The organism is Pseudomonas sp. RT6P73 (genome assembly GCF_054897715.1).
In genome coordinates this window covers 4,357,046-4,374,096 of sequence record NZ_JBUBUV010000002.1, presented here as the reverse complement: position 1 = coordinate 4,374,096, position 17,051 = coordinate 4,357,046, and the positions used below count along the sequence as shown (strand labels likewise).

The 17,051-nt window shown below is 58.8% G+C and carries 16 protein-coding genes and 1 tRNA gene; 9 read left to right on the top strand and 8 right to left on the bottom strand.

Features of this window, described 5'->3' with window-relative positions:
• The 9 genes from tolR to nadA all read left to right on the top strand — a co-directional run bounded on the left by tolR (position 1) and on the right by nadA (position 7,199).
• Positions 1-453, top strand: a complete 453-nt coding sequence (gene tolR, locus ACYZT6_RS20480; protein ID WP_162556275.1) for a protein TolR — start codon at positions 1-3, stop codon at positions 451-453.
• Positions 453-1,532, top strand: a complete 1,080-nt coding sequence (gene tolA, locus ACYZT6_RS20475; protein ID WP_462028397.1) for a cell envelope integrity protein TolA — start codon at positions 453-455, stop codon at positions 1,530-1,532. Before tolR ends, tolA begins: the two co-directional genes overlap by 1 nt.
• A gap of 29 nt (positions 1,533-1,561) precedes the next feature.
• Positions 1,562-2,830, top strand: a complete 1,269-nt coding sequence (tolB, locus tag ACYZT6_RS20470; protein ID WP_462028396.1) for a Tol-Pal system beta propeller repeat protein TolB — start codon at positions 1,562-1,564, stop codon at positions 2,828-2,830.
• 52 nt (positions 2,831-2,882) lie between these two features.
• Complete coding sequence (gene pal / locus ACYZT6_RS20465) at positions 2,883-3,380, top strand: peptidoglycan-associated lipoprotein Pal (RefSeq protein ID WP_003178634.1); 498 nt, start codon at positions 2,883-2,885, stop codon at positions 3,378-3,380.
• Positions 3,381-3,386: 6 nt separating this feature from the next.
• Positions 3,387-4,220 (top strand): tol-pal system protein YbgF, encoded by an 834-nt coding sequence (gene ybgF, locus ACYZT6_RS20460; protein WP_462028395.1) that lies wholly within the window; start codon positions 3,387-3,389, stop codon positions 4,218-4,220.
• A gap of 167 nt (positions 4,221-4,387) precedes the next feature.
• Positions 4,388-5,035, top strand: coding sequence for a 7-carboxy-7-deazaguanine synthase QueE (gene queE, locus ACYZT6_RS20455; protein ID WP_311096459.1), 648 nt, complete (start codon positions 4,388-4,390; stop codon positions 5,033-5,035).
• Position 5,036: 1 nt separating this feature from the next.
• A complete protein-coding gene (queC, locus tag ACYZT6_RS20450) occupies positions 5,037-5,729 on the top strand; it encodes a 7-cyano-7-deazaguanine synthase QueC (protein ID WP_462028394.1) in 693 nt (230 codons plus the stop codon).
• A gap of 63 nt (positions 5,730-5,792) precedes the next feature.
• Positions 5,793-5,868: transfer RNA gene (locus tag ACYZT6_RS20445), tRNA-Lys, on the top strand.
• Between the two features lie 272 nt (positions 5,869-6,140).
• Positions 6,141-7,199, top strand: coding sequence for a quinolinate synthase NadA (gene nadA, locus ACYZT6_RS20440; RefSeq protein WP_077748706.1), 1,059 nt, complete (start codon positions 6,141-6,143; stop codon positions 7,197-7,199).
• Positions 7,200-7,323: 124 nt separating this feature from the next.
• Here nadA and ACYZT6_RS20435 read toward each other — a convergent pair whose 3' ends face one another.
• The 8 genes from ACYZT6_RS20435 to ACYZT6_RS20400 all read right to left on the bottom strand — a co-directional run bounded on the left by ACYZT6_RS20435 (position 7,324) and on the right by ACYZT6_RS20400 (position 17,044).
• Positions 7,324-7,812 carry an RDD family protein gene (locus ACYZT6_RS20435; protein WP_462028393.1) on the bottom strand — a complete coding sequence of 163 codons (489 nt, stop codon included), beginning with the start codon at positions 7,810-7,812 and terminating at the stop codon, positions 7,324-7,326.
• 96 nt (positions 7,813-7,908) lie between these two features.
• A complete protein-coding gene (locus tag ACYZT6_RS20430; RefSeq protein ID WP_002552288.1) occupies positions 7,909-8,121 on the bottom strand; it encodes a cold-shock protein in 213 nt (70 codons plus the stop codon).
• Between the two features lie 403 nt (positions 8,122-8,524).
• Entirely contained in the window at positions 8,525-9,649 is a 1,125-nt protein-coding gene (gcvT, locus tag ACYZT6_RS20425) for a glycine cleavage system aminomethyltransferase GcvT (RefSeq protein WP_462028392.1), read from the bottom strand.
• A 37-nt stretch (positions 9,650-9,686) separates the two neighbouring features.
• The gene (locus ACYZT6_RS20420) at positions 9,687-11,063 is read right to left on the bottom strand and encodes an L-serine ammonia-lyase (RefSeq protein WP_462028391.1); all 1,377 of its coding nucleotides are present in this window, start codon (positions 11,061-11,063) and stop codon (positions 9,687-9,689) included.
• Positions 11,064-11,222: 159 nt separating this feature from the next.
• Positions 11,223-14,075 carry an aminomethyl-transferring glycine dehydrogenase gene (gcvP, locus tag ACYZT6_RS20415; protein ID WP_462028390.1) on the bottom strand — a complete coding sequence of 951 codons (2,853 nt, stop codon included), beginning with the start codon at positions 14,073-14,075 and terminating at the stop codon, positions 11,223-11,225.
• A 12-nt stretch (positions 14,076-14,087) separates the two neighbouring features.
• Entirely contained in the window at positions 14,088-14,471 is a 384-nt protein-coding gene (gene gcvH, locus ACYZT6_RS20410; protein ID WP_033056841.1) for a glycine cleavage system protein GcvH, read from the bottom strand.
• Between the two features lie 445 nt (positions 14,472-14,916).
• Positions 14,917-16,425 (bottom strand): sigma-54-dependent transcriptional regulator, encoded by a 1,509-nt coding sequence (locus ACYZT6_RS20405; RefSeq protein WP_462028389.1) that lies wholly within the window; start codon positions 16,423-16,425, stop codon positions 14,917-14,919.
• Positions 16,426-16,681: 256 nt separating this feature from the next.
• The gene (locus ACYZT6_RS20400; RefSeq protein WP_462028388.1) at positions 16,682-17,044 is read right to left on the bottom strand and encodes a DUF5064 family protein; all 363 of its coding nucleotides are present in this window, start codon (positions 17,042-17,044) and stop codon (positions 16,682-16,684) included.
• Between the last annotated feature and the right edge of the window lie 7 nt (positions 17,045-17,051).

Below are 17,051 nucleotides of genomic sequence, written 5' to 3'. Positions count from 1 at the left end.
ATCGCTCGAGCTCGCAAAAAGCGCAAGCCGGTTGCCGAGATGAACGTGGTGCCTTACATCGACGTGATGCTGGTGCTGCTGGTCATCTTCATGGTGACCGCTCCGATGCTCAATCAGGGCGTGAAGGTTGATCTGCCCAAGGTTTCCAGCGAAGCCTTGCCGCAGGACAACAACACCCAGGTCCTGACCATTTCGATCAAGTCTGACAAGACCTACTACTGGAACCTTGGCAGCGAAGTCGACACTGAAAAGCAACAGGACAAGGCCATGACCTTGCCGCAGATGACTGACGCGGTGACCAAGATCATTCGCGCCGGGACTGAAGGCGGCAAGCGCACCCAGGTGTTCATTCGCGGCGACAAGACCGTCGATTACGGTTCCGTGATGGGCGCCATGGGCGGGTTGCAGAAAGCCGGGGTCGGTAATGTTGGCTTGATTACCGAGGCACCCTGATGCAGCAAATGCGAGAGCCGTCCGCCTCGGAAAGCTACTTCTGGCCTAGTGTCCTGGCGATTGTCTTGCACGTGCTGGTGTTCGGCATGCTGTTCGTCAGTTTCGCCTTCACACCGGAGCTGCCGCCGGCCAAGCCGATTGTCCAGGCGACCTTGTACCAGCTGAAATCGAAAAGTCAGGCGACCACCCAGACCAATCAGAAGATTGCGGGTGAAGCGAAGAAATCTGCCGCGCGTCAGACCGAAGTCGAACAGATGGAACAGAAAAAGATCGAACAGGAAGCGATCAAGGCCGCGGAACAAAAGAAGGAAGATGCGGCTCAAAAAGCCGAAGAATCCAAGAAGGCCGACGAGACCAAGAAAGCGGATGAGGCAAAAAAGGCTGATGAAGCCAAGAAAGCCGATGAAGCGAAGAAGACCGCCGAAGCCAAAAAGGTCGAAGAGAAACAATTGGCTGATATAGCCAAGAAGAAATCTGAAGAAGAAGCCAAGAAAGCTGCTGAAGAAGAGGCCAAGAAAGCGGCCGCTGAAGAAGCGAAGAAAAAGATTGTCGAGGACGCGAAGAAGAAAGCCGCGGAAGACGCCAAGAAGAAATCTGAAGCTGAAGAGGCGAAGAAGAAAGTCGCCGAAGACGCGAAGAAGAAAGCTGCTGCCGATGCTGCGAAGAAGAAATCGCAGGAAGCGGCACGTAAATCCGTCGATGAGAAAAAGGCTCAGGCCCTGGCAGATTTGCTTTCCGACACGACGGAACGTCAGCAGGCCTTGGCGGATGAACAGGGTGATGAAGTCGCGGGTAACTTCGACGATCTGATTCGCTCGCGTGCTTCTGAAGGTTGGGCGCAGCCACCGTCGGCCCGCAAGGGCATGAAGGTGATCCTGCAAATCAACATGCTGCCTGACGGCACAATCTCCGGCGTATCGGTTGCCAAGTCCAGCGGTGATGCACCGTTCGACAGTTCAGCGGTAGCGGCGGTAAAAAATATTGGTCGATTGACCGAAATGCAGGGTCTGAAGCCAGCTGATTTCGCACCCTATCGTTCATTCAAGATGACATTCACACCTGAGGATCTAGCCTTGTGAGAAACCTTCTTCGAGGACTGCTTGTAGTCATGTTCTGCTTTGCAGGACTGGCCACCGCAGATGAAAAAAATATCCTGGTCAGCAGTGGTAGCTCCCAGGCAACTCCAATTGCCGTAGTGCCATTCGGTTTCCAGGGCGGCACCGTACTGCCGGACGACATGGCCGAGATCATCGGCAACGACCTGCGCAATTCGGGTTACTACGCGCCGATTCCAAAGCAGAACATGATCAGCCAGCCGAGCCAGGCCAGCGAAATCATTTTCCGCGACTGGAAGGCTATCAACGCTCAGTACATTATGGTCGGCAGCATCGTGCCAGCGGGCGGTCGCCTGCAGGTTCAATATGCTCTGTTCAACGTCGCCACCGAGCAGCAAGTGCTGACCGGCAGCGTGTCGGGCAGCGTCGATCAACTGCGCGACATGTCGCACTACATCGCCGACCAGTCGTTCGAAAAACTCACCGGTATCAAAGGTGCGTTCTCGACACGACTTCTGTACGTGACGGCCGAACGTTTCTCCGAGAAGAACACGCGCTACACACTGCAACGCTCGGACTATGACGGTGCTCGCGCCGTGACCCTGCTGCAATCGCGCGAGCCGATCCTGTCGCCGCGTTTCGCACCGGATGGCAAGCGCATCGCTTACGTCTCGTTCGAGCAGAAGCGTCCGCGTATTTTCATGCAGAACATCGACACCGGTCGCCGTGAGCAGATCACCAACTTCGAAGGCCTGAATGGCGCGCCAGCCTGGTCGCCGGATGGTCAGCGTCTGGCGTTCGTGTTGTCGAAAGACGGTAACCCGGACATCTACGTGATGAACCTGGGTTCGCGTCAGATCACTCGCGTCACCAACGGTCCCGGCATCAACACCGAACCGTTCTGGGGTAAGGATGGTTCGACCATCTACTTCACCTCCGACCGTGGCGGCAAGCCACAGATCTACAAAACCAGCGTCGGTGGTGGCGGTGCGGAACGTGTGACCTTTATTGGTAACTACAACGCCAACCCTAAACTTTCGGCTGATGAAAAGACCCTGGTGATGATTCACCGCCAGGATGGCTTCACTAATTTCAAGGTGGCGGCCCAGGATTTGCAGCGAGGTAGTGTAAAGATCCTCACTGATAGCACTCTGGACGAGTCACCTACTGTTGCGCCCAACGGCACCATGGTAATCTACGCCACCCGCCAGCAGGGCCGGGGAGTCTTGATGCTCGTGTCCATTAATGGACGCGTAAGGCTCCCGCTTCCTACCGCACAAGGCGAAGTCAGAGAACCTTCCTGGTCCCCTTACCTGAACTGACGCGGCGCTACACGTTGTACTTAACACACTGGGGTTCATTAGGAGTTTCACGATGGAAATGCTGAAGTTTGGTAAATTTGCTGCGCTGGCTCTGGCCATGGCTGTAGCTGTAGGTTGCTCGTCCAAAGGCGGCGACAACGCCGGTGAAGGCGCTGTTGATCCAAACGCTGGTTACGGCGCTAACACTGGTGCCGTTGATGGCTCCCTGAGCGAAGAAGCTGCTCTGCGCGCAATCACCACCTTCTACTTCGAATACGACAGCTCGGACCTGAAGCCAGAAGCCATGCGCGCTCTGGACGTTCACGCCAAAGACCTGAAAGCTAACGGCGCTCGCGTTGTTCTGGAAGGCAACACCGACGAACGTGGTACTCGTGAGTACAACATGGCACTGGGCGAGCGTCGTGCGAAAGCCGTTCAGCGCTACCTGGTACTGCAAGGTGTTTCCCCAGCTCAGCTGGAACTGGTTTCCTACGGCGAAGAGCGTCCAGTTGCTACCGGCAACGACGAGCAGTCCTGGGCTCAAAACCGTCGCGTCGAACTGCGTAAGTAATTCGTCATGCGAACGTGCCGTCGTGCTGTAACTGTTTTGGCTCTCAGCCTCGCACCGCTTGCGGTGTGGGCTGCGGTTCCTGTGGTCGATAACGACTCCGGCTATAACAATAGCGGGACTAGTAATCCGCCTGCGGGTTACGGTACGAACGGCGCCTATGCCGGGGGAGGGGTTTCGGCCCCTGTCTCGGCACAGGGCGAGCTGTTCAACCAATTGCAATCCATGCAGGAGCAGATCTCACGTCAACAGGGTGTGATCGAAGTTCTGCAAAATGATGTAGCGCGCATGAAGCAAGAGAACCTGGAGCGATATCAGGATCTTGATCGGCGCATAGGAACCGGCGTTGCACCAGCCGCGACTCCTGATAATTCTTCCGCCGGTGGCAGTTTGAATGCCCCCGGTGCAGCAGCAGGCGCAGGAGCGGCCGCCGCTCAAGCACCTGCCGCAGGTAGCGAGCCAGCTGATCCTGCGAAGGAAAAACTGTATTACGATGCAGCCTTCGACCTGATCAAGGCCAAGGATTTCGACAAGGCCAGCCAGGCTTTCGCCGCATTCCTGCGCAAGTACCCGAACAGCCAATACGCGGGCAATGCCCAGTACTGGTTGGGCGAAGTGAATCTGGCCAAAGGCGATCTGCAAGGTGCAGGTCAGGCTTTTGCCAAGGTTTCGCAGCTGTATCCAAAGCACCCTAAAGTGCCTGATTCGCTGTACAAGCTCGCTGACGTAGAACGCCGACTTGGTCACCCCGACAAGGTAAAAGGCATTCTGCAACAGGTTGTGTCGCAATACCCGGGCACTTCCGCCGCTCAGCTGGCTCAGCGTGACCTGCAGAAAATGTAAGGGCTGCTTGACCCGTTTTGAAGAAACCCGCGCTTGTCGCGGGTTTTTTCGTTAGAATTCACGCCCTTTTTATGAAACACGCTTTTTGGGATCTGCGCGATGGCGGGGTTCCTTGAAGTGCCTGACGGAGGCGGACAGCCTGTTTAGCTGTTATGCCCGTGGCGACTATGCAAGACACATTGAGAATCACCGAAGTTTTCTACTCGTTGCAGGGTGAAACGCGGACTGCCGGGCTGCCTACCGTTTTTGTGCGCCTGACCGGTTGCCCATTGCGTTGCCAATACTGCGACAGCGCCTACGCGTTCACTGGCGGCACCATTCGCCCGCTCGACGATATCCTCGAGCAAGTGGCCGGTTTCCGTCCGCGTTACGTGTGTGTTACCGGTGGCGAGCCGCTGGCACAACCCAACGCCATCCCATTGCTCAAGCAGTTGTGTGACGCCGGTTACGAAGTGTCGCTGGAAACCAGCGGTGCGCTCGACATCTCGGCGGTCGATCCACGGGTCAGTCGCGTCGTCGATCTAAAAACCCCGGGTTCGAAAGAAGCACATCGCAACCGCTACGAGAACATCGAACTGCTCACGCCCAACGACCAGGTGAAGTTTGTCATCTGCTCGCGGGAAGACTACGACTGGGCTGTGTCCAAGCTGATTCAATACGGCCTCGACAAGCGCGCCGGCGAAGTGCTGTTCTCGCCAAGCCACCATGACCTGAATGCGCGAGACCTGGCTGACTGGGTGGTAGCGGACAATCTGCCTGTGCGTCTGCAATTGCAGCTGCATAAATATCTTTGGAATGACGAGCCGGGGCGCTGAGATGACTGAACAACTGAACACTGCTGAAAAACGTGCGGTCATCCTGCTGTCCGGCGGCCTCGATTCCGCGACGGTCGTGGCCATGGCCCGTGCTGAAGGCTACAGCTGCTACACCATGAGTTTCGATTACGGTCAGCGCTCTCAAGCCGAGTTGCACGCCGCCGAACGTGTCGCCCGGGATTTGGGTGTGGTGGAACACAAGGTGATCGGTCTGAACCTGAACGGTATCGGCGGTTCGGCACTGACCGACACCAGCATCGACGTGCCGGAAGTGGCGGGCGAAGGTATTCCGGTGACTTACGTGCCGGCGCGCAACACGGTGTTTCTGTCCCTGGCGCTGGGTTGGGCTGAAGTGCTCGGCGCGCGTGACATCTTTATCGGCGTGAATGCGGTGGATTATTCCGGTTACCCGGACTGCCGTCCCGAGTTCATCGAATCCTTTGAGCGCATGGCCAATCTGGCGACGAAGGCCGGCGTCGAGGGCAATGGCTTCCGTATCCAGGCGCCGCTGCAAAACCTCAGCAAGGCGCAGATCGTCCAGGCAGGCGTGAAGTTGGGGGTCGATTATGGGCTGACCGTTTCCTGCTATCAGGCCGACGATAAAGGCTACGCATGCGGCAAATGCGACAGCTGCCGACTGCGCGCAGAAGGCTTTGCATCGGCCGGCGTGAGCGACCCAACACCCTATTTTTGATTTATTTCAAATTAGGTGTTGAATAGTCCTTAAAAATCAGTATTATACGCGCCACCACACAGCGGGTCGTTAGCTCAGTTGGTAGAGCAGTTGGCTTTTAACCAATTGGTCGTAGGTTCGAATCCCACACGACCCACCATTTTTGTAGCAGTTTTAAAAGTCTGGAAGGCCCACGCAAGTGAGGATTTCCGGATTTTTTTTTGCCCGCGATTTGAGCTCGGCCCAGCGCGGGGCTGCACCGCGTGACGCAGGTCAGAATCATCTTTTGCATCCACCGGATATTCTGTAGCCTTGCGCATCTTCAACGCTGTCCGTGCCTGATGATACTCACTTTCCCGGCGGTACCCTGAAGGGTCCGGAGCCGGGTGTATACTCGACTTTCGCGCGAAAGCGCCTGCAGGTCTTGCGAACATGACGCAGATTTCCGAACGCCTTCTGGTTCAAGCCCACCTCGACGCCAAGCAGCCCAAGCCGCTGACCGTCGAGGAGGAAGCTTTTTACCGTGCCGCCATCGCTGCCGAGCTCAAGGCTCAGGACGCGGTGCTGGTTGCTCACTTCTATTGCGATCCGGTGATTCAGGCTCTGGCCGAAGAAACCGGTGGTTGCGTCTCCGACTCGCTGGAGATGGCGCGCTTCGGCAGTGCTCATCCGGCCAAGACCGTGCTGGTCGCCGGTGTGAAGTTCATGGGCGAAACCGCCAAAATCCTCAATCCTGAAAAACGCATTCTGATGCCGACCCTGGAAGCGACCTGCTCGCTGGACCTGGGTTGCCCGGTGGATGAGTTTTCGGCGTTCTGCGATCAACATCCGGAGCGTACGGTGGTGGTGTATGCCAACACCTCGGCGGCGGTCAAAGCCCGTGCGGATTGGGTGGTGACGTCCAGCTGCGCGCTGGAGATCGTCGAAAGCCTGATGGATAACGGCGAAACGATCATCTGGGGTCCGGACAAACACTTGGGCACCTACATCCAGCGTCAAACCGGTGCGGACATGCTGCTGTGGGACGGTGCCTGCATCGTTCATGAAGAGTTCAAGTCCAAGCAGCTCGAAGACATGAAGGCGCTGTACCCGGACGCCGCGATCCTGGTACACCCGGAGTCGCCGACCTCGGTGATCGAACTGGCGGATGCCGTCGGTTCCACCAGTCAGTTGATTGCGGCGGCGCAGAGCCTGCCGAACAAGACCCTGATCGTGGCTACAGATCGCGGCATCTTCTACAAGATGCAGCAGCTGTGCCCGGACAAGGTCTTCATTGAAGCCCCAACGGCCGGTAACGGCGCAGCCTGCCGCAGTTGCGCACATTGCCCGTGGATGGCCATGAACACCCTTGAGCGCACGCTGAAGTGCTTGAAGGAAGGGACGAACGAGATCTTTGTGGATCCGGCGTTGATTCCGCAGGCTATTCGGCCGTTGAAGCGGATGCTCGATTTCACCCAGGCTGCGCGGATGAAATTGGCCGGTAACGCTTAAGATCTCGCAAAAGCTGTGGGAGCGAACCTGCTCGCGAAGGGGGAGTGTCAGTCGACATTAATGTTTGCTGACACGCCGCCATCGCGAGCAAGCTCGCTCCCACAGTGATTTTTGTCTGCCGAAACTATTTGGTTTTCTTCGGAATCCGGACGAGTTGCGTGTTGGAATACATGTCATGCCAACTGCGTTTCTGTTTATCGAACAGCGACCAGAAGAACCCAAGCCCAACGCACAGCAGCGACGCAATCGACACCACAACGCGCAGCAATGCCTGCCACAAGCTGATCGACGAGCCATCAGCGTTCTGCACGCGAATGCACCACACCTGCATGCCCAGTGTCTGACCGGACCAGGTCCAGAACTTGGCGAAAAACCCGAACAGCACAAACAGCAGCACCGTCGACAGCAACGGATCACCATCCAGTGCACCGGCCTCGGTCAGGGTGCGCATTTTGTCTTCGCCGATGATCGCCATCTGGATCATCTTGTAAACGCCGCTGGTGACGATCAGCAGGGCGGTACACAACAGGAAGTCATAGAACATCGCTGCCAGACGACGACCCAGGGTGGCGGCGGGGAACTCGCCCTCGGGTTTGAGCAGGTGTTTCGACATGGCAGCCTCTGGGCGGAAAAAAGAAGCCATTTTACGGATTTACGCGCACAAAAAAGCCCCTGATGTCAGCATCAGGGGCTTTTTCGTTACAGAAGATTAGGCTTCTGCTTGTACTTCGTCAGCCTGCATGCCTTTCTGGCCTTGCACAGCAACGAACGTCACTTTCTGGCCTTCTTTCAGGCTCTTGAAGCCGTTGCCCTGAATAGCGCGGAAATGCACGAACAGATCCGGACCGCTTTCTGGAGTGATAAAACCAAAACCTTTCTCGTCGTTAAACCACTTGACGGTACCGCTCTGACGATCAGCCATTTCTTATTTCCTTTGACGCAAAAATTAATGACAGTCTCCTTCTCATGAAAGAGTACTGGGGCTGGTTGCAGGAGAGTAAGAAGACGTCGAACGGGATGTAGCTAACTTGTAGGCTACTGCCCAGGTCACGATTCCAAGCGACCCATGCAAACACAGTGCACAAACTCTACGCCAACTACGGGAGAAAAAACAAGCCCTGTGAGAGGCCCGGTTTTGCTCAGGTTGACGGGAGTAGTGTGTCCACTAGTGCTGGCTTATTCGATAGGGTTGTTCAATTGTTTTCGAACGTTATAAGCAACGTTCATAATCGAAGCTTGCCGATAAGGCATGCACTGTTTTATGGCGGTTGCGTTACACATTAGTGCACTGTTAACGCAACCGCGTTACTTATAGAAACAGTCAATCAGCCGCGATAGTAGCGTTGTGGAACAAATGGCATTTTGCTTACAAGCAAAGGCACCTTTTTCCCACGAACAGTCGCCCATACGGGTGTGTCGATAGCGATATAAGCGCTGTCGAGGTAACCCATGGCCAATGGACCGCCCAGGGTCGGACCAAAGCCGCCGCTGCAAACAGTACCGATGATGTCGCCCGCTTCGTTGACGATTTCCGCGCCTTCACGCACCGGTGTGCGTTCCTGAGGCAGCAGGCCCACACGCTTGCGGCTGACGCCGGATTGCTGTTGAGCGAACACGGTCTCGGCCCCAGGGAAACCGCCGGCCCGTGCGCCATCGGCGCGACGTGGCTTGGAGATGGCCCACAGCAGGTTGGCTTCGATCGGCGTGGTCTCGGTGTTCATATCGTGGCCGTAGAGGCACAGGCCGGCTTCCAGGCGCAGAGAGTCGCGAGCGCCAAGGCCGATGGCCGCCACTTCAGGTTCGGCCAGCAGGGCGCGAGCCAGGGCTTCGGCGTTGGCAGCAGGCACGGAGATTTCGAAACCGTCTTCACCCGTGTAGCCCGAACGACTGACAAAGCACTCGACACCCACCAGTTTCACGCGAGTGAACTGCATGAAAGTCATCTTCGCCACTTCAGGTGCCAGGCGCGCGAGCACGGTGACCGCGGCCGGACCTTGCAGGGCCAGCAACGCGCGTTCTTCGAACAGCGGCTCGATCGTGCACTGATCGCCGATATGCTTGCGCAGATGCGCGAGGTCCTGATCCTTGCAGGCAGCGTTGACCACCAGGAACAGTTCGTCGTTACCCAGGTTGGCGACCATCAGGTCGTCGAGGATGCCACCGGTTTCGTTGGTGAACATCGCATAGCGCTGCATGCCTACCGGCAGGTCGATGATGTCGACCGGTACCAGGGTTTCAAGCGCCTTGGCGGCATTGGCGCCGGTCAGGCGGATCTGGCCCATGTGCGAGACATCGAACAGCCCGGCCTGATCACGGGTGTGCTGGTGTTCTTTCATCACGCCCAGGGGGTATTGCACCGGCATGTCGTAGCCGGCGAACGGCACCATGCGCGCGCCGAGTTCGATGTGCAGTGCGTGCAGCGGGGTTTTCAGCAATTGTTCGGTGGACATATTCAGCTCCTGAAAAGTGTGCGGATGCGCGTGAGCATCAGCACTCGATAATGTTGACCGCCAAACCGCCACGGGCGGTTTCCTTGTATTTGCTTTTCATGTCGGCGCCGGTCTGGCGCATGGTGCGGATGACCTTGTCGAGGGAGACGAAGTGCTGACCGTCGCCGCGCAGGGCCATGCGCACCGCATTGATGGCTTTCACCGAACCCATGGCGTTGCGCTCGATGCAAGGTACTTGCACCAGCCCGCCAATCGGGTCGCAGGTCAGGCCGAGGTTGTGTTCCATGCCGATTTCGGCCGCGTTTTCCACTTGCTGCACGCTGCCGCCGAGCACTTCGCACAAGGCGCCGGCCGCCATGGAACAGGCCACGCCGACTTCACCCTGACACCCGACTTCGGCACCGGAGATCGAGGCGTTTTCCTTGTAGAGAATGCCGATCGCGGCGGCGGTCAGCAGAAAGCGCACGACGCCGTCTTCGTTGGCACCGGGGATGAAGCGCATGTAGTAATGCAGCACCGCCGGGACGATGCCCGCGGCACCGTTAGTGGGCGCAGTGACGACACGTCCGCCGTTGGCGTTTTCTTCGTTGACCGCCAGGGCGTACAGGTTGACCCAGTCCAGCACCGACAGCGGGTCGCGCAATGACGATTCCGGGTTCTTGCACAGTTGCCGATGCAGCGCCGCGGCCCGACGTTTGACCTTCAAGCCGCCAGGCAAGATCCCTTCATTGCGGCAACCGGCGGCGACGCAATCCTGCATCACTTGCCAGATGTTCAGCAGGCCGGCGCGGGTTTCCGCTTCCGGGCGCCAGGCGCTTTCGTTGGTCAGCATCACCTGGCTGATGGACAAGCCGTAAGTGGCGCAATGACCGAGCAGGTCCTTGGCGCTTTTGAACGGGAAGGTCAGCGGCGTGGCGTCTTCGACAATGCGGTCGGCGCCGGCGGCGTCCTCATCGACCACGAATCCGCCGCCAACCGAGTAGTACTCACGACTGCGGATCTGCAGGCCGGCGGCGTCGAACGCGCGAAAGATCATGCCGTTGGGGTGATAGGGCAATGGTTTGCGGATCATCGCCAGGTGTTCTTTCTCGTTGAACGCAATGCTGTGTTCGCCGAGCAGGTTCAAGCGACCATTGCCGCGAATCTCCAAGAGACGGGCGGCGACGGTTTCGGTGTTCACGGTGTCCGGGTGTTCGCCTTCCAGGCCGAGCAACACGGCTTTGTCGCTGCCGTGGCCTTTACCGGTGGCGCCGAGTGAGCCGTAGAGCTCGACTTTGACGCAGGTGGTTGCCGGCAACAGCCCTTCACGGCGCAACCCTTCGGCGAAACGTGCAGCGGCACGCATCGGGCCGACGGTGTGGGAGCTGGAGGGGCCGATGCCAATCTTGAACAGGTCGAACACGCTTAAAGACATGGTTGTTCTCCGGTTTCTTGTTATGAGGCGCACCCCGAACCCGTAGGAGCGAGGCTTGCCCGCGAAGCTTTTAGTGGCCTTGATGGCCTCTTCGCGGGCAAGCCTCGCTCCTACGGGTCACGGTGTCCTTGTCGGGGCGAGAAAACCCGCCCCTATAGATCAAGCGTAGCTTTCGATCGACGGGCAAGCGCAAACCAGGTTGCGATCGCCAAACACGTTGTCGACACGACCGACCGGTGGCCAGTACTTGCCTTCGATCAACGACGCTACCGGGTAAACCGCTTGCTCACGGCTGTACGGATGGGTCCACTCGCCAACGATTTCCGCCGCGGTGTGCGGAGCGTTTTTCAGCGGGTTGTCATCCTTGTCCAGCGTGCCGTTTTCCACTGCGCGGATTTCTTCGCGGATGCGGATCATGGCGTCGCAGAAGCGGTCCAGTTCTTCTTTGGATTCGCTTTCGGTCGGTTCGATCATCAACGTGCCGGCCACCGGGAAGGACATGGTCGGCGCATGGAAACCGAAGTCGATCAGGCGCTTGGCGACGTCATCGACGCTGATGCCGCTGCTGTCTTTCAACGGACGCAGGTCGAGGATGCATTCGTGCGCCACCAGACCGTTGCTGCCGGTGTACAGCACTGGGTAATGCTCTTCGAGGCGACGGGAAATGTAGTTGGCATTGAGGATCGCCAGTTGCGAAGCGCGCTTGAGACCCGCGCCGCCCATCATCCGAATGTACATCCAGGTGATCGGCAAAATGCTCGCGCTGCCGAACGGTGCTGCGCAGACTGCGCCTTCCTTGCGCTCCATCTGGGCGTGGCCCGGCAGGAACGGGGTCAGGTGCGATTTCACGCCAATCGGGCCAACGCCCGGGCCGCCACCGCCGTGTGGGATGCAGAAGGTTTTGTGCAGGTTCAGGTGCGACACGTCGCCGCCGAACTTGCCCGGCGCGCAGAGGCCGACCATCGCGTTCATGTTGGCGCCGTCGATGTACACCTGGCCGCCGTGGTCGTGAATGATGCCGCAGATTTCGCGGATGCCTTCTTCGAACACGCCATGGGTCGACGGGTAGGTGATCATCAGCGCCGCGAGGTGTTCGCGGTGCTCGATGGCCTTGGCGCGCAGGTCTTCAATGTCAACGTTGCCGCGGGCATCGCAAGCTGTCACAACCACGCGCATGCCGGCCATGTTGGCGGTCGCCGGGTTGGTGCCGTGGGCCGACGATGGGATCAGGCAGATGTCGCGGCGGTCTTCGCCACGGCTCTGGTGATAGGCACGGATCGCCAGTAAGCCAGCGTACTCACCTTGGGAACCGGCGTTCGGTTGCAGCGAGATCGCGTCGTAACCTGTGGCGGCGCAGAGCATCGCTTCCAGTTCGTCGGTCAGTTGCTGGTAGCCGGCGCTTTGCTCGGCCGGGGCGAACGGGTGCAGGGCACCGAATTCGGCCCAGGTCACCGGGATCATTTCGCTGGCGGCGTTGAGTTTCATGGTGCACGAACCCAGCGGGATCATGGTGCGGTCCAGCGCCAGGTCCTTGTCGGCGAGCTTGCGCAGGTAGCGCATCAGCTCGGTTTCCGAGTGATAACGGTTGAACACCGGGTGGCTGAGGATTGGCGACTGGCGCACCAGTGCCGCTGGAATGGTCGCTTGAACCGAAGCGGCGAGGGCGGCGAAGTCCGGCAGGGTTTTGCCGTCGGCCAGCAAGGCCCACAAGGTTTCCACGTCGGCTTGCGAAGTGGTTTCGTCGAGGGACAGGCCCAGACGTTCTGCATCCACGACGCGCAGGTTGATCTGCTGGGCGTGAGCCTTGTCGTGCAGCTTGGCGGTGTTAGCGCCGGTCTTGATCGTCAGGGTGTCGAAGAAGTTGGCTTGCTCGACGTTCAGACCGATTGCTTTCAGGCCTTTAGCCAGAATCGCGGTCAGGTGATGAACGCGGTTGGCAATCTGCGTCAGGCCTTTCGGACCGTGGTACACGGCGTACATGCTGGCGATGTTAGCCAACAATACTTGCGCGGTGCAGATGTTCGACGTGGCCTTCTCGCGGCGGATGTGTTGCTCGCGAGTCTGCATCGCCAGGCGCAGGGCCGGCTTGCCGAAACGGTCCACGGAGACACCGACCAGACGGCCCGGCATGTCGCGCTTGAACGCATCTTTCGTCGAGAAATAAGCAGCGTGTGGGCCACCAAAGCCCAGTGGCACGCCGAAGCGTTGCGCGCTGCCGATGGCCACGTCGGCGCCGAACTCGCCCGGCGGGGTCAGCACGGTCAGGGCCAGCAGGTCGGCGGCGACCGCCACCAGCGCATTGGCGGCGTGGAAGCGTTCGGTCAGTTCGCGGTAATCAAATACATCACCGTTGCTCGCCGGGTATTGCAGCAGCGCGCCGAAGAACGGCGTCACGTCAGTCAGTTCGAGTTCGTCACCGACGACGACGTCGATGCCCAGCGGCTCGGCACGGGTGCGCAGTACGTCGAGGGTCTGCGGGTGGCAATGCACGGACGCGAAGAAGGCGTGGCTGCCCTTGTTCTTGCTCAGGCGTTTGCAGAAGGTCATGGCTTCGGCGGCAGCGGTGGCTTCATCCAGCAGCGAGGCGTTGGCAATCGGCAGGCCGGTGAGGTCGCTGATCAGGGTCTGGAAGTTCAGCAGCGCTTCGAGACGACCCTGGGAAATTTCTGGCTGGTACGGGGTGTACGCGGTGTACCAGGCCGGGTTTTCCAGCAGGTTGCGCAGGATCGGCGACGGTGTGTGCGTGCCGTAGTAGCCTTGGCCGATGTAAGTCTTGAACAGCTGGTTTTTGCCGGCGATGGATTTGATCAAGGCCAGGGCATCGGCTTCGCTCAGGCCATCTTCGAGACCGAGGACGCTGGTGCCTTTGATGCTGTCGGGAATGACGCTGGCGCTCAGGGCTTCCAGCGAGTCAAAACCGAGGCTGTTGAGCATGGCTTGCTCGTCGCCGGAGCGCGGGCCGATGTGGCGGGCGATGAATTCGTTGGCGGTCGTAAGATTTACTTGAGTCATGTCGGGCGCTCCTCAGGCTTCGGCGTTGGCTTTGATCAGACGGTCATAGGCGTCCTGATCCAGCAGTTTGGCGACAGCCGAGGCGTCGCTTGGCTGGAAGCGGAAGAACCAGCCTTCACCCAACGGGTCTTCGTTGACCAGTTCTGGGCTGCTGTCGAGTGCCGGGTTCACTTCCAGCACTTCACCGTCGAGTGGCATGTACACACCGCTGGCGGCTTTTACCGATTCCACAGTGGCGGCTTCGGCGCCTTTGTCGTAGGACTGCAGCTCAGGCAGTTGTACGAAAACCACGTCGCCCAGGGCGTTCTGTGCGAAAGCAGTGATGCCGACGGTAACGCTGCCGTCAGCTTCAGTGCGCAGCCATTCGTGATCTTCAGTAAAACGCAACTCGCTCATGGAAACTCCTAAGGGGGCCAGACTCGTCTGGTGGACGCGATTGAATGCTTTGGGCTAAAGCCCTGCTTTATGGCGGGTTACTAAGCAATTTCGCGGCCAATGTTTTTTTGTCGTTATAAATCAATAGCTTGAGATGTTTTTGCGCAGAGAAATGTTCTCCGGCTGTAGCGAAATCGCTACAGTCGGATGCGAAGAAAAAAGCTGAGGTGGATCAAAGCCTTGCACAGCGGTGATCGAGGGAGGGTGTAGCGATATCGTTCCGCTGTAGCGCTTTCAGTACAGATGGAGGTCGTTTTTGAAGAGGATTTCCTGACAAAAAACAAAACCTGTGGGAGCCAGCCCTGCTGGCGATTAGGTTCTGTCAGTCGACATCTTTTTTGCCTGCCACACCGCAATCGCCAGCAGGCTGGCTCCCACAGGGGGCTACGGTGTGTCTGGGGCGATTTCAGGGCTTATTGGGAATCCCGTACTTGCGCAACCGATGGGCAATCGCGGTGTGGGAAGTTTGCAAGCGACTGGCCAGTTGCCGTGTCGAGGGGTAACTGACGTAGAGTTTTTCCAGCAGTGTCTTCTCAAACTCTTCCATCGCCTGCTCCAGGCTGTCGACGTCGTTGTCACTCTGGCGCGCCACGGAAGTGCCGGCGATGTCGAGGTCGCCGATGTCCACCAGGCTGCTTTCGCAAATGGCCGCCGCGCGGAAGATCACGTTCTGCAATTGCCGCACGTTGCCCGGCCAGCGGTTACCCAGCAGCGCGGGGTAGGTGCCCGGTGCCAGGCGACAGACCGGGCGCTGGATCTGCGCGCAGGCCTGCTGCATGAAATAGCGGGCCAGCAGCAGGATGTCCTGGCCGCGCTCGCGCAGGGGCGGGACTTCGACGTTCAGGACGTTGAGGCGATAAAACAGGTCTTCGCGGAACGCACCTTCGCTGACCATTTTTTCCAGATTGCGGTGGGTCGCGCTGAGGATCCGCACGTTGACCTTCACTTCGCGATCACCCCCCACTCGCCGGAAGCTGCCGTCGTTGAGGAACCTCAGCAACTTCGCCTGCAAGTACGGCGACATCTCGCCGATTTCATCGAGAAACACCGTGCCCTGGTTCGCCAGTTCCATCAGTCCCGGTTTGCCGCCCCGTTGTGCGCCGGTGAAGGCACCGGGGGCATAGCCGAACAGTTCGCTTTCGGCGAGGTTCTCCGGCAATGCCGCGCAGTTCAGTGCCAGGAACGGCGAACTGTGCCGAGTGCTGATGGCGTGGCAGGCCCGCGCCACCAGCTCTTTGCCGGTGCCGGTTTCGCCCTGGATCAACAACGGTGCATCCAGTGCCGCCACACGCTGGGCGCGCGCCTTGAGGGTTCGAATCGCCGGGGACTCGCCGAGCAACGCGTCGAACCCTTCGGCATGGTCGTGGTGCAACGCCGAGAGGCGTTCACCGATGCGGTTCGGTTGATACAAGGTCAGCAGGGCGCCAGCGTCGGTGATCGGGGTGGCGTCCAGCAGCAGGGTCTGGCCGTTGACGGTGATCTCGCGCAGCGGCAGGCGGAAACCGTGTTCCAGCAGTGCGCCGAGCAGCGCCGGGTCGGCAAACAGATCGGCGACGCTTTCACCGGCCGGTTCACGACCATACAAGGCGATCAACGCAGGGTTGGCCAGCAACACCTTGCCGTCGCTGTCCAGGGCCAGCACCGGGTCGGTCATGGCGGCGAGCAGCGCATCGAGCTGCAAGTGCCGACGTTGTCCGGGCAGGATGTCGACCACCGTCATCGCTTGCACGCCACGCACGCTGAGTAAAGCATCGCGCAGCTCTTCGAGCACTTGCGGGCTCAGGGTCGGGGCGTCGATGTAAACGTTGGGCGGGACCATTTCCACTGCATCCAGATTGAGATTACGCCCACCGAGCAGGGCCAGGACTTCCTGGGTAATGCCGACGCGGTCGATGAAGCTGACGTGGATACGCATGGGGCGGTTTTTTAATCTGACGTGCGGAGGGTGGCAAGTATGCCTTGGGGCGGGCGAATGGTGAAATGCGCGTGTTCAACCTGTAGGAGCGAGGCTTGCCCGCGAAGAGGCCATCAAGACCGCTAAAAGCTTCGCGGGCAAGTCGGATCGCCGCCCGCTCGCTCCTACAGGTCGTGGGTCGCGATCTTTCAGTCGCCATCCATAGCGAATGAAAGTCCGTCATCGCGAGCAGGCTCGCTCCCACAGGGACCGTGGGTTATTCGAAGTTCTTGAGGTCTACCGGGTCGCCGGATTTCATATTTAACTGCTCCCGGATGTCTTCAAACATTAAATCGTAATGCTTGTGAACCGAGCCGATCTGGCTGTGTGTCTTCGGGATTCCGTATTTCTCGGCGATTTTTGTCACGTTGTTGGCGAAGTTGTAAGCCTCCGCCTTGGGCAGAAAGAAGGGCTCTGACATGTCCTTGCCCTGAATGCTGCCATGCATGGTGAACTGGATGCCTTTTTCCCCTTTGTCGTTCTTGCTGACCTCATAGTCGAGGTGCACGTTGTAGTTGACATCATCCGGGGTCAGCGCGTGGCGCTCGATGTGCAAGTGACCGGGCTCAAACGTTGCCATTGACGTT

Excerpts from the sequence above, each read along its gene's own strand:
- gcvT (WP_462028392.1), bottom strand. The coding sequence starts at position 9,649 with ATGTCCACCGAACAATTGCTGAAAACCCCGCTGCACGCACTGCACATC.
- ACYZT6_RS20405 (WP_462028389.1), bottom strand. The coding sequence starts at position 16,425 with ATGCGTATCCACGTCAGCTTCATCGACCGCGTCGGCATTACCCAGGAA.
- gcvP (WP_462028390.1), bottom strand. The coding sequence starts at position 14,075 with ATGACTCAAGTAAATCTTACGACCGCCAACGAATTCATCGCCCGCCAC.
- ACYZT6_RS20420 (WP_462028391.1), bottom strand. The coding sequence starts at position 11,063 with ATGTCTTTAAGCGTGTTCGACCTGTTCAAGATTGGCATCGGCCCCTCC.
- tolB (WP_462028396.1), top strand. The coding sequence starts at position 1,562 with ATGTTCTGCTTTGCAGGACTGGCCACCGCAGATGAAAAAAATATCCTG.
- queE (WP_311096459.1), top strand. The coding sequence starts at position 4,388 with ATGCAAGACACATTGAGAATCACCGAAGTTTTCTACTCGTTGCAGGGT.
- ACYZT6_RS20430 (WP_002552288.1), bottom strand. The coding sequence starts at position 8,121 with ATGGCTGATCGTCAGAGCGGTACCGTCAAGTGGTTTAACGACGAGAAA.
- nadA (WP_077748706.1), top strand. The coding sequence starts at position 6,141 with ATGACGCAGATTTCCGAACGCCTTCTGGTTCAAGCCCACCTCGACGCC.
- pal (WP_003178634.1), top strand. The coding sequence starts at position 2,883 with ATGGAAATGCTGAAGTTTGGTAAATTTGCTGCGCTGGCTCTGGCCATG.
- ybgF (WP_462028395.1), top strand. The coding sequence starts at position 3,387 with ATGCGAACGTGCCGTCGTGCTGTAACTGTTTTGGCTCTCAGCCTCGCA.
- queC (WP_462028394.1), top strand. The coding sequence starts at position 5,037 with ATGACTGAACAACTGAACACTGCTGAAAAACGTGCGGTCATCCTGCTG.
- ACYZT6_RS20435 (WP_462028393.1), bottom strand. The coding sequence starts at position 7,812 with ATGTCGAAACACCTGCTCAAACCCGAGGGCGAGTTCCCCGCCGCCACC.
- ACYZT6_RS20400 (WP_462028388.1), bottom strand. The coding sequence starts at position 17,044 with ATGGCAACGTTTGAGCCCGGTCACTTGCACATCGAGCGCCACGCGCTG.
- tolA (WP_462028397.1), top strand. The coding sequence starts at position 453 with ATGCAGCAAATGCGAGAGCCGTCCGCCTCGGAAAGCTACTTCTGGCCT.
- gcvH (WP_033056841.1), bottom strand. The coding sequence starts at position 14,471 with ATGAGCGAGTTGCGTTTTACTGAAGATCACGAATGGCTGCGCACTGAA.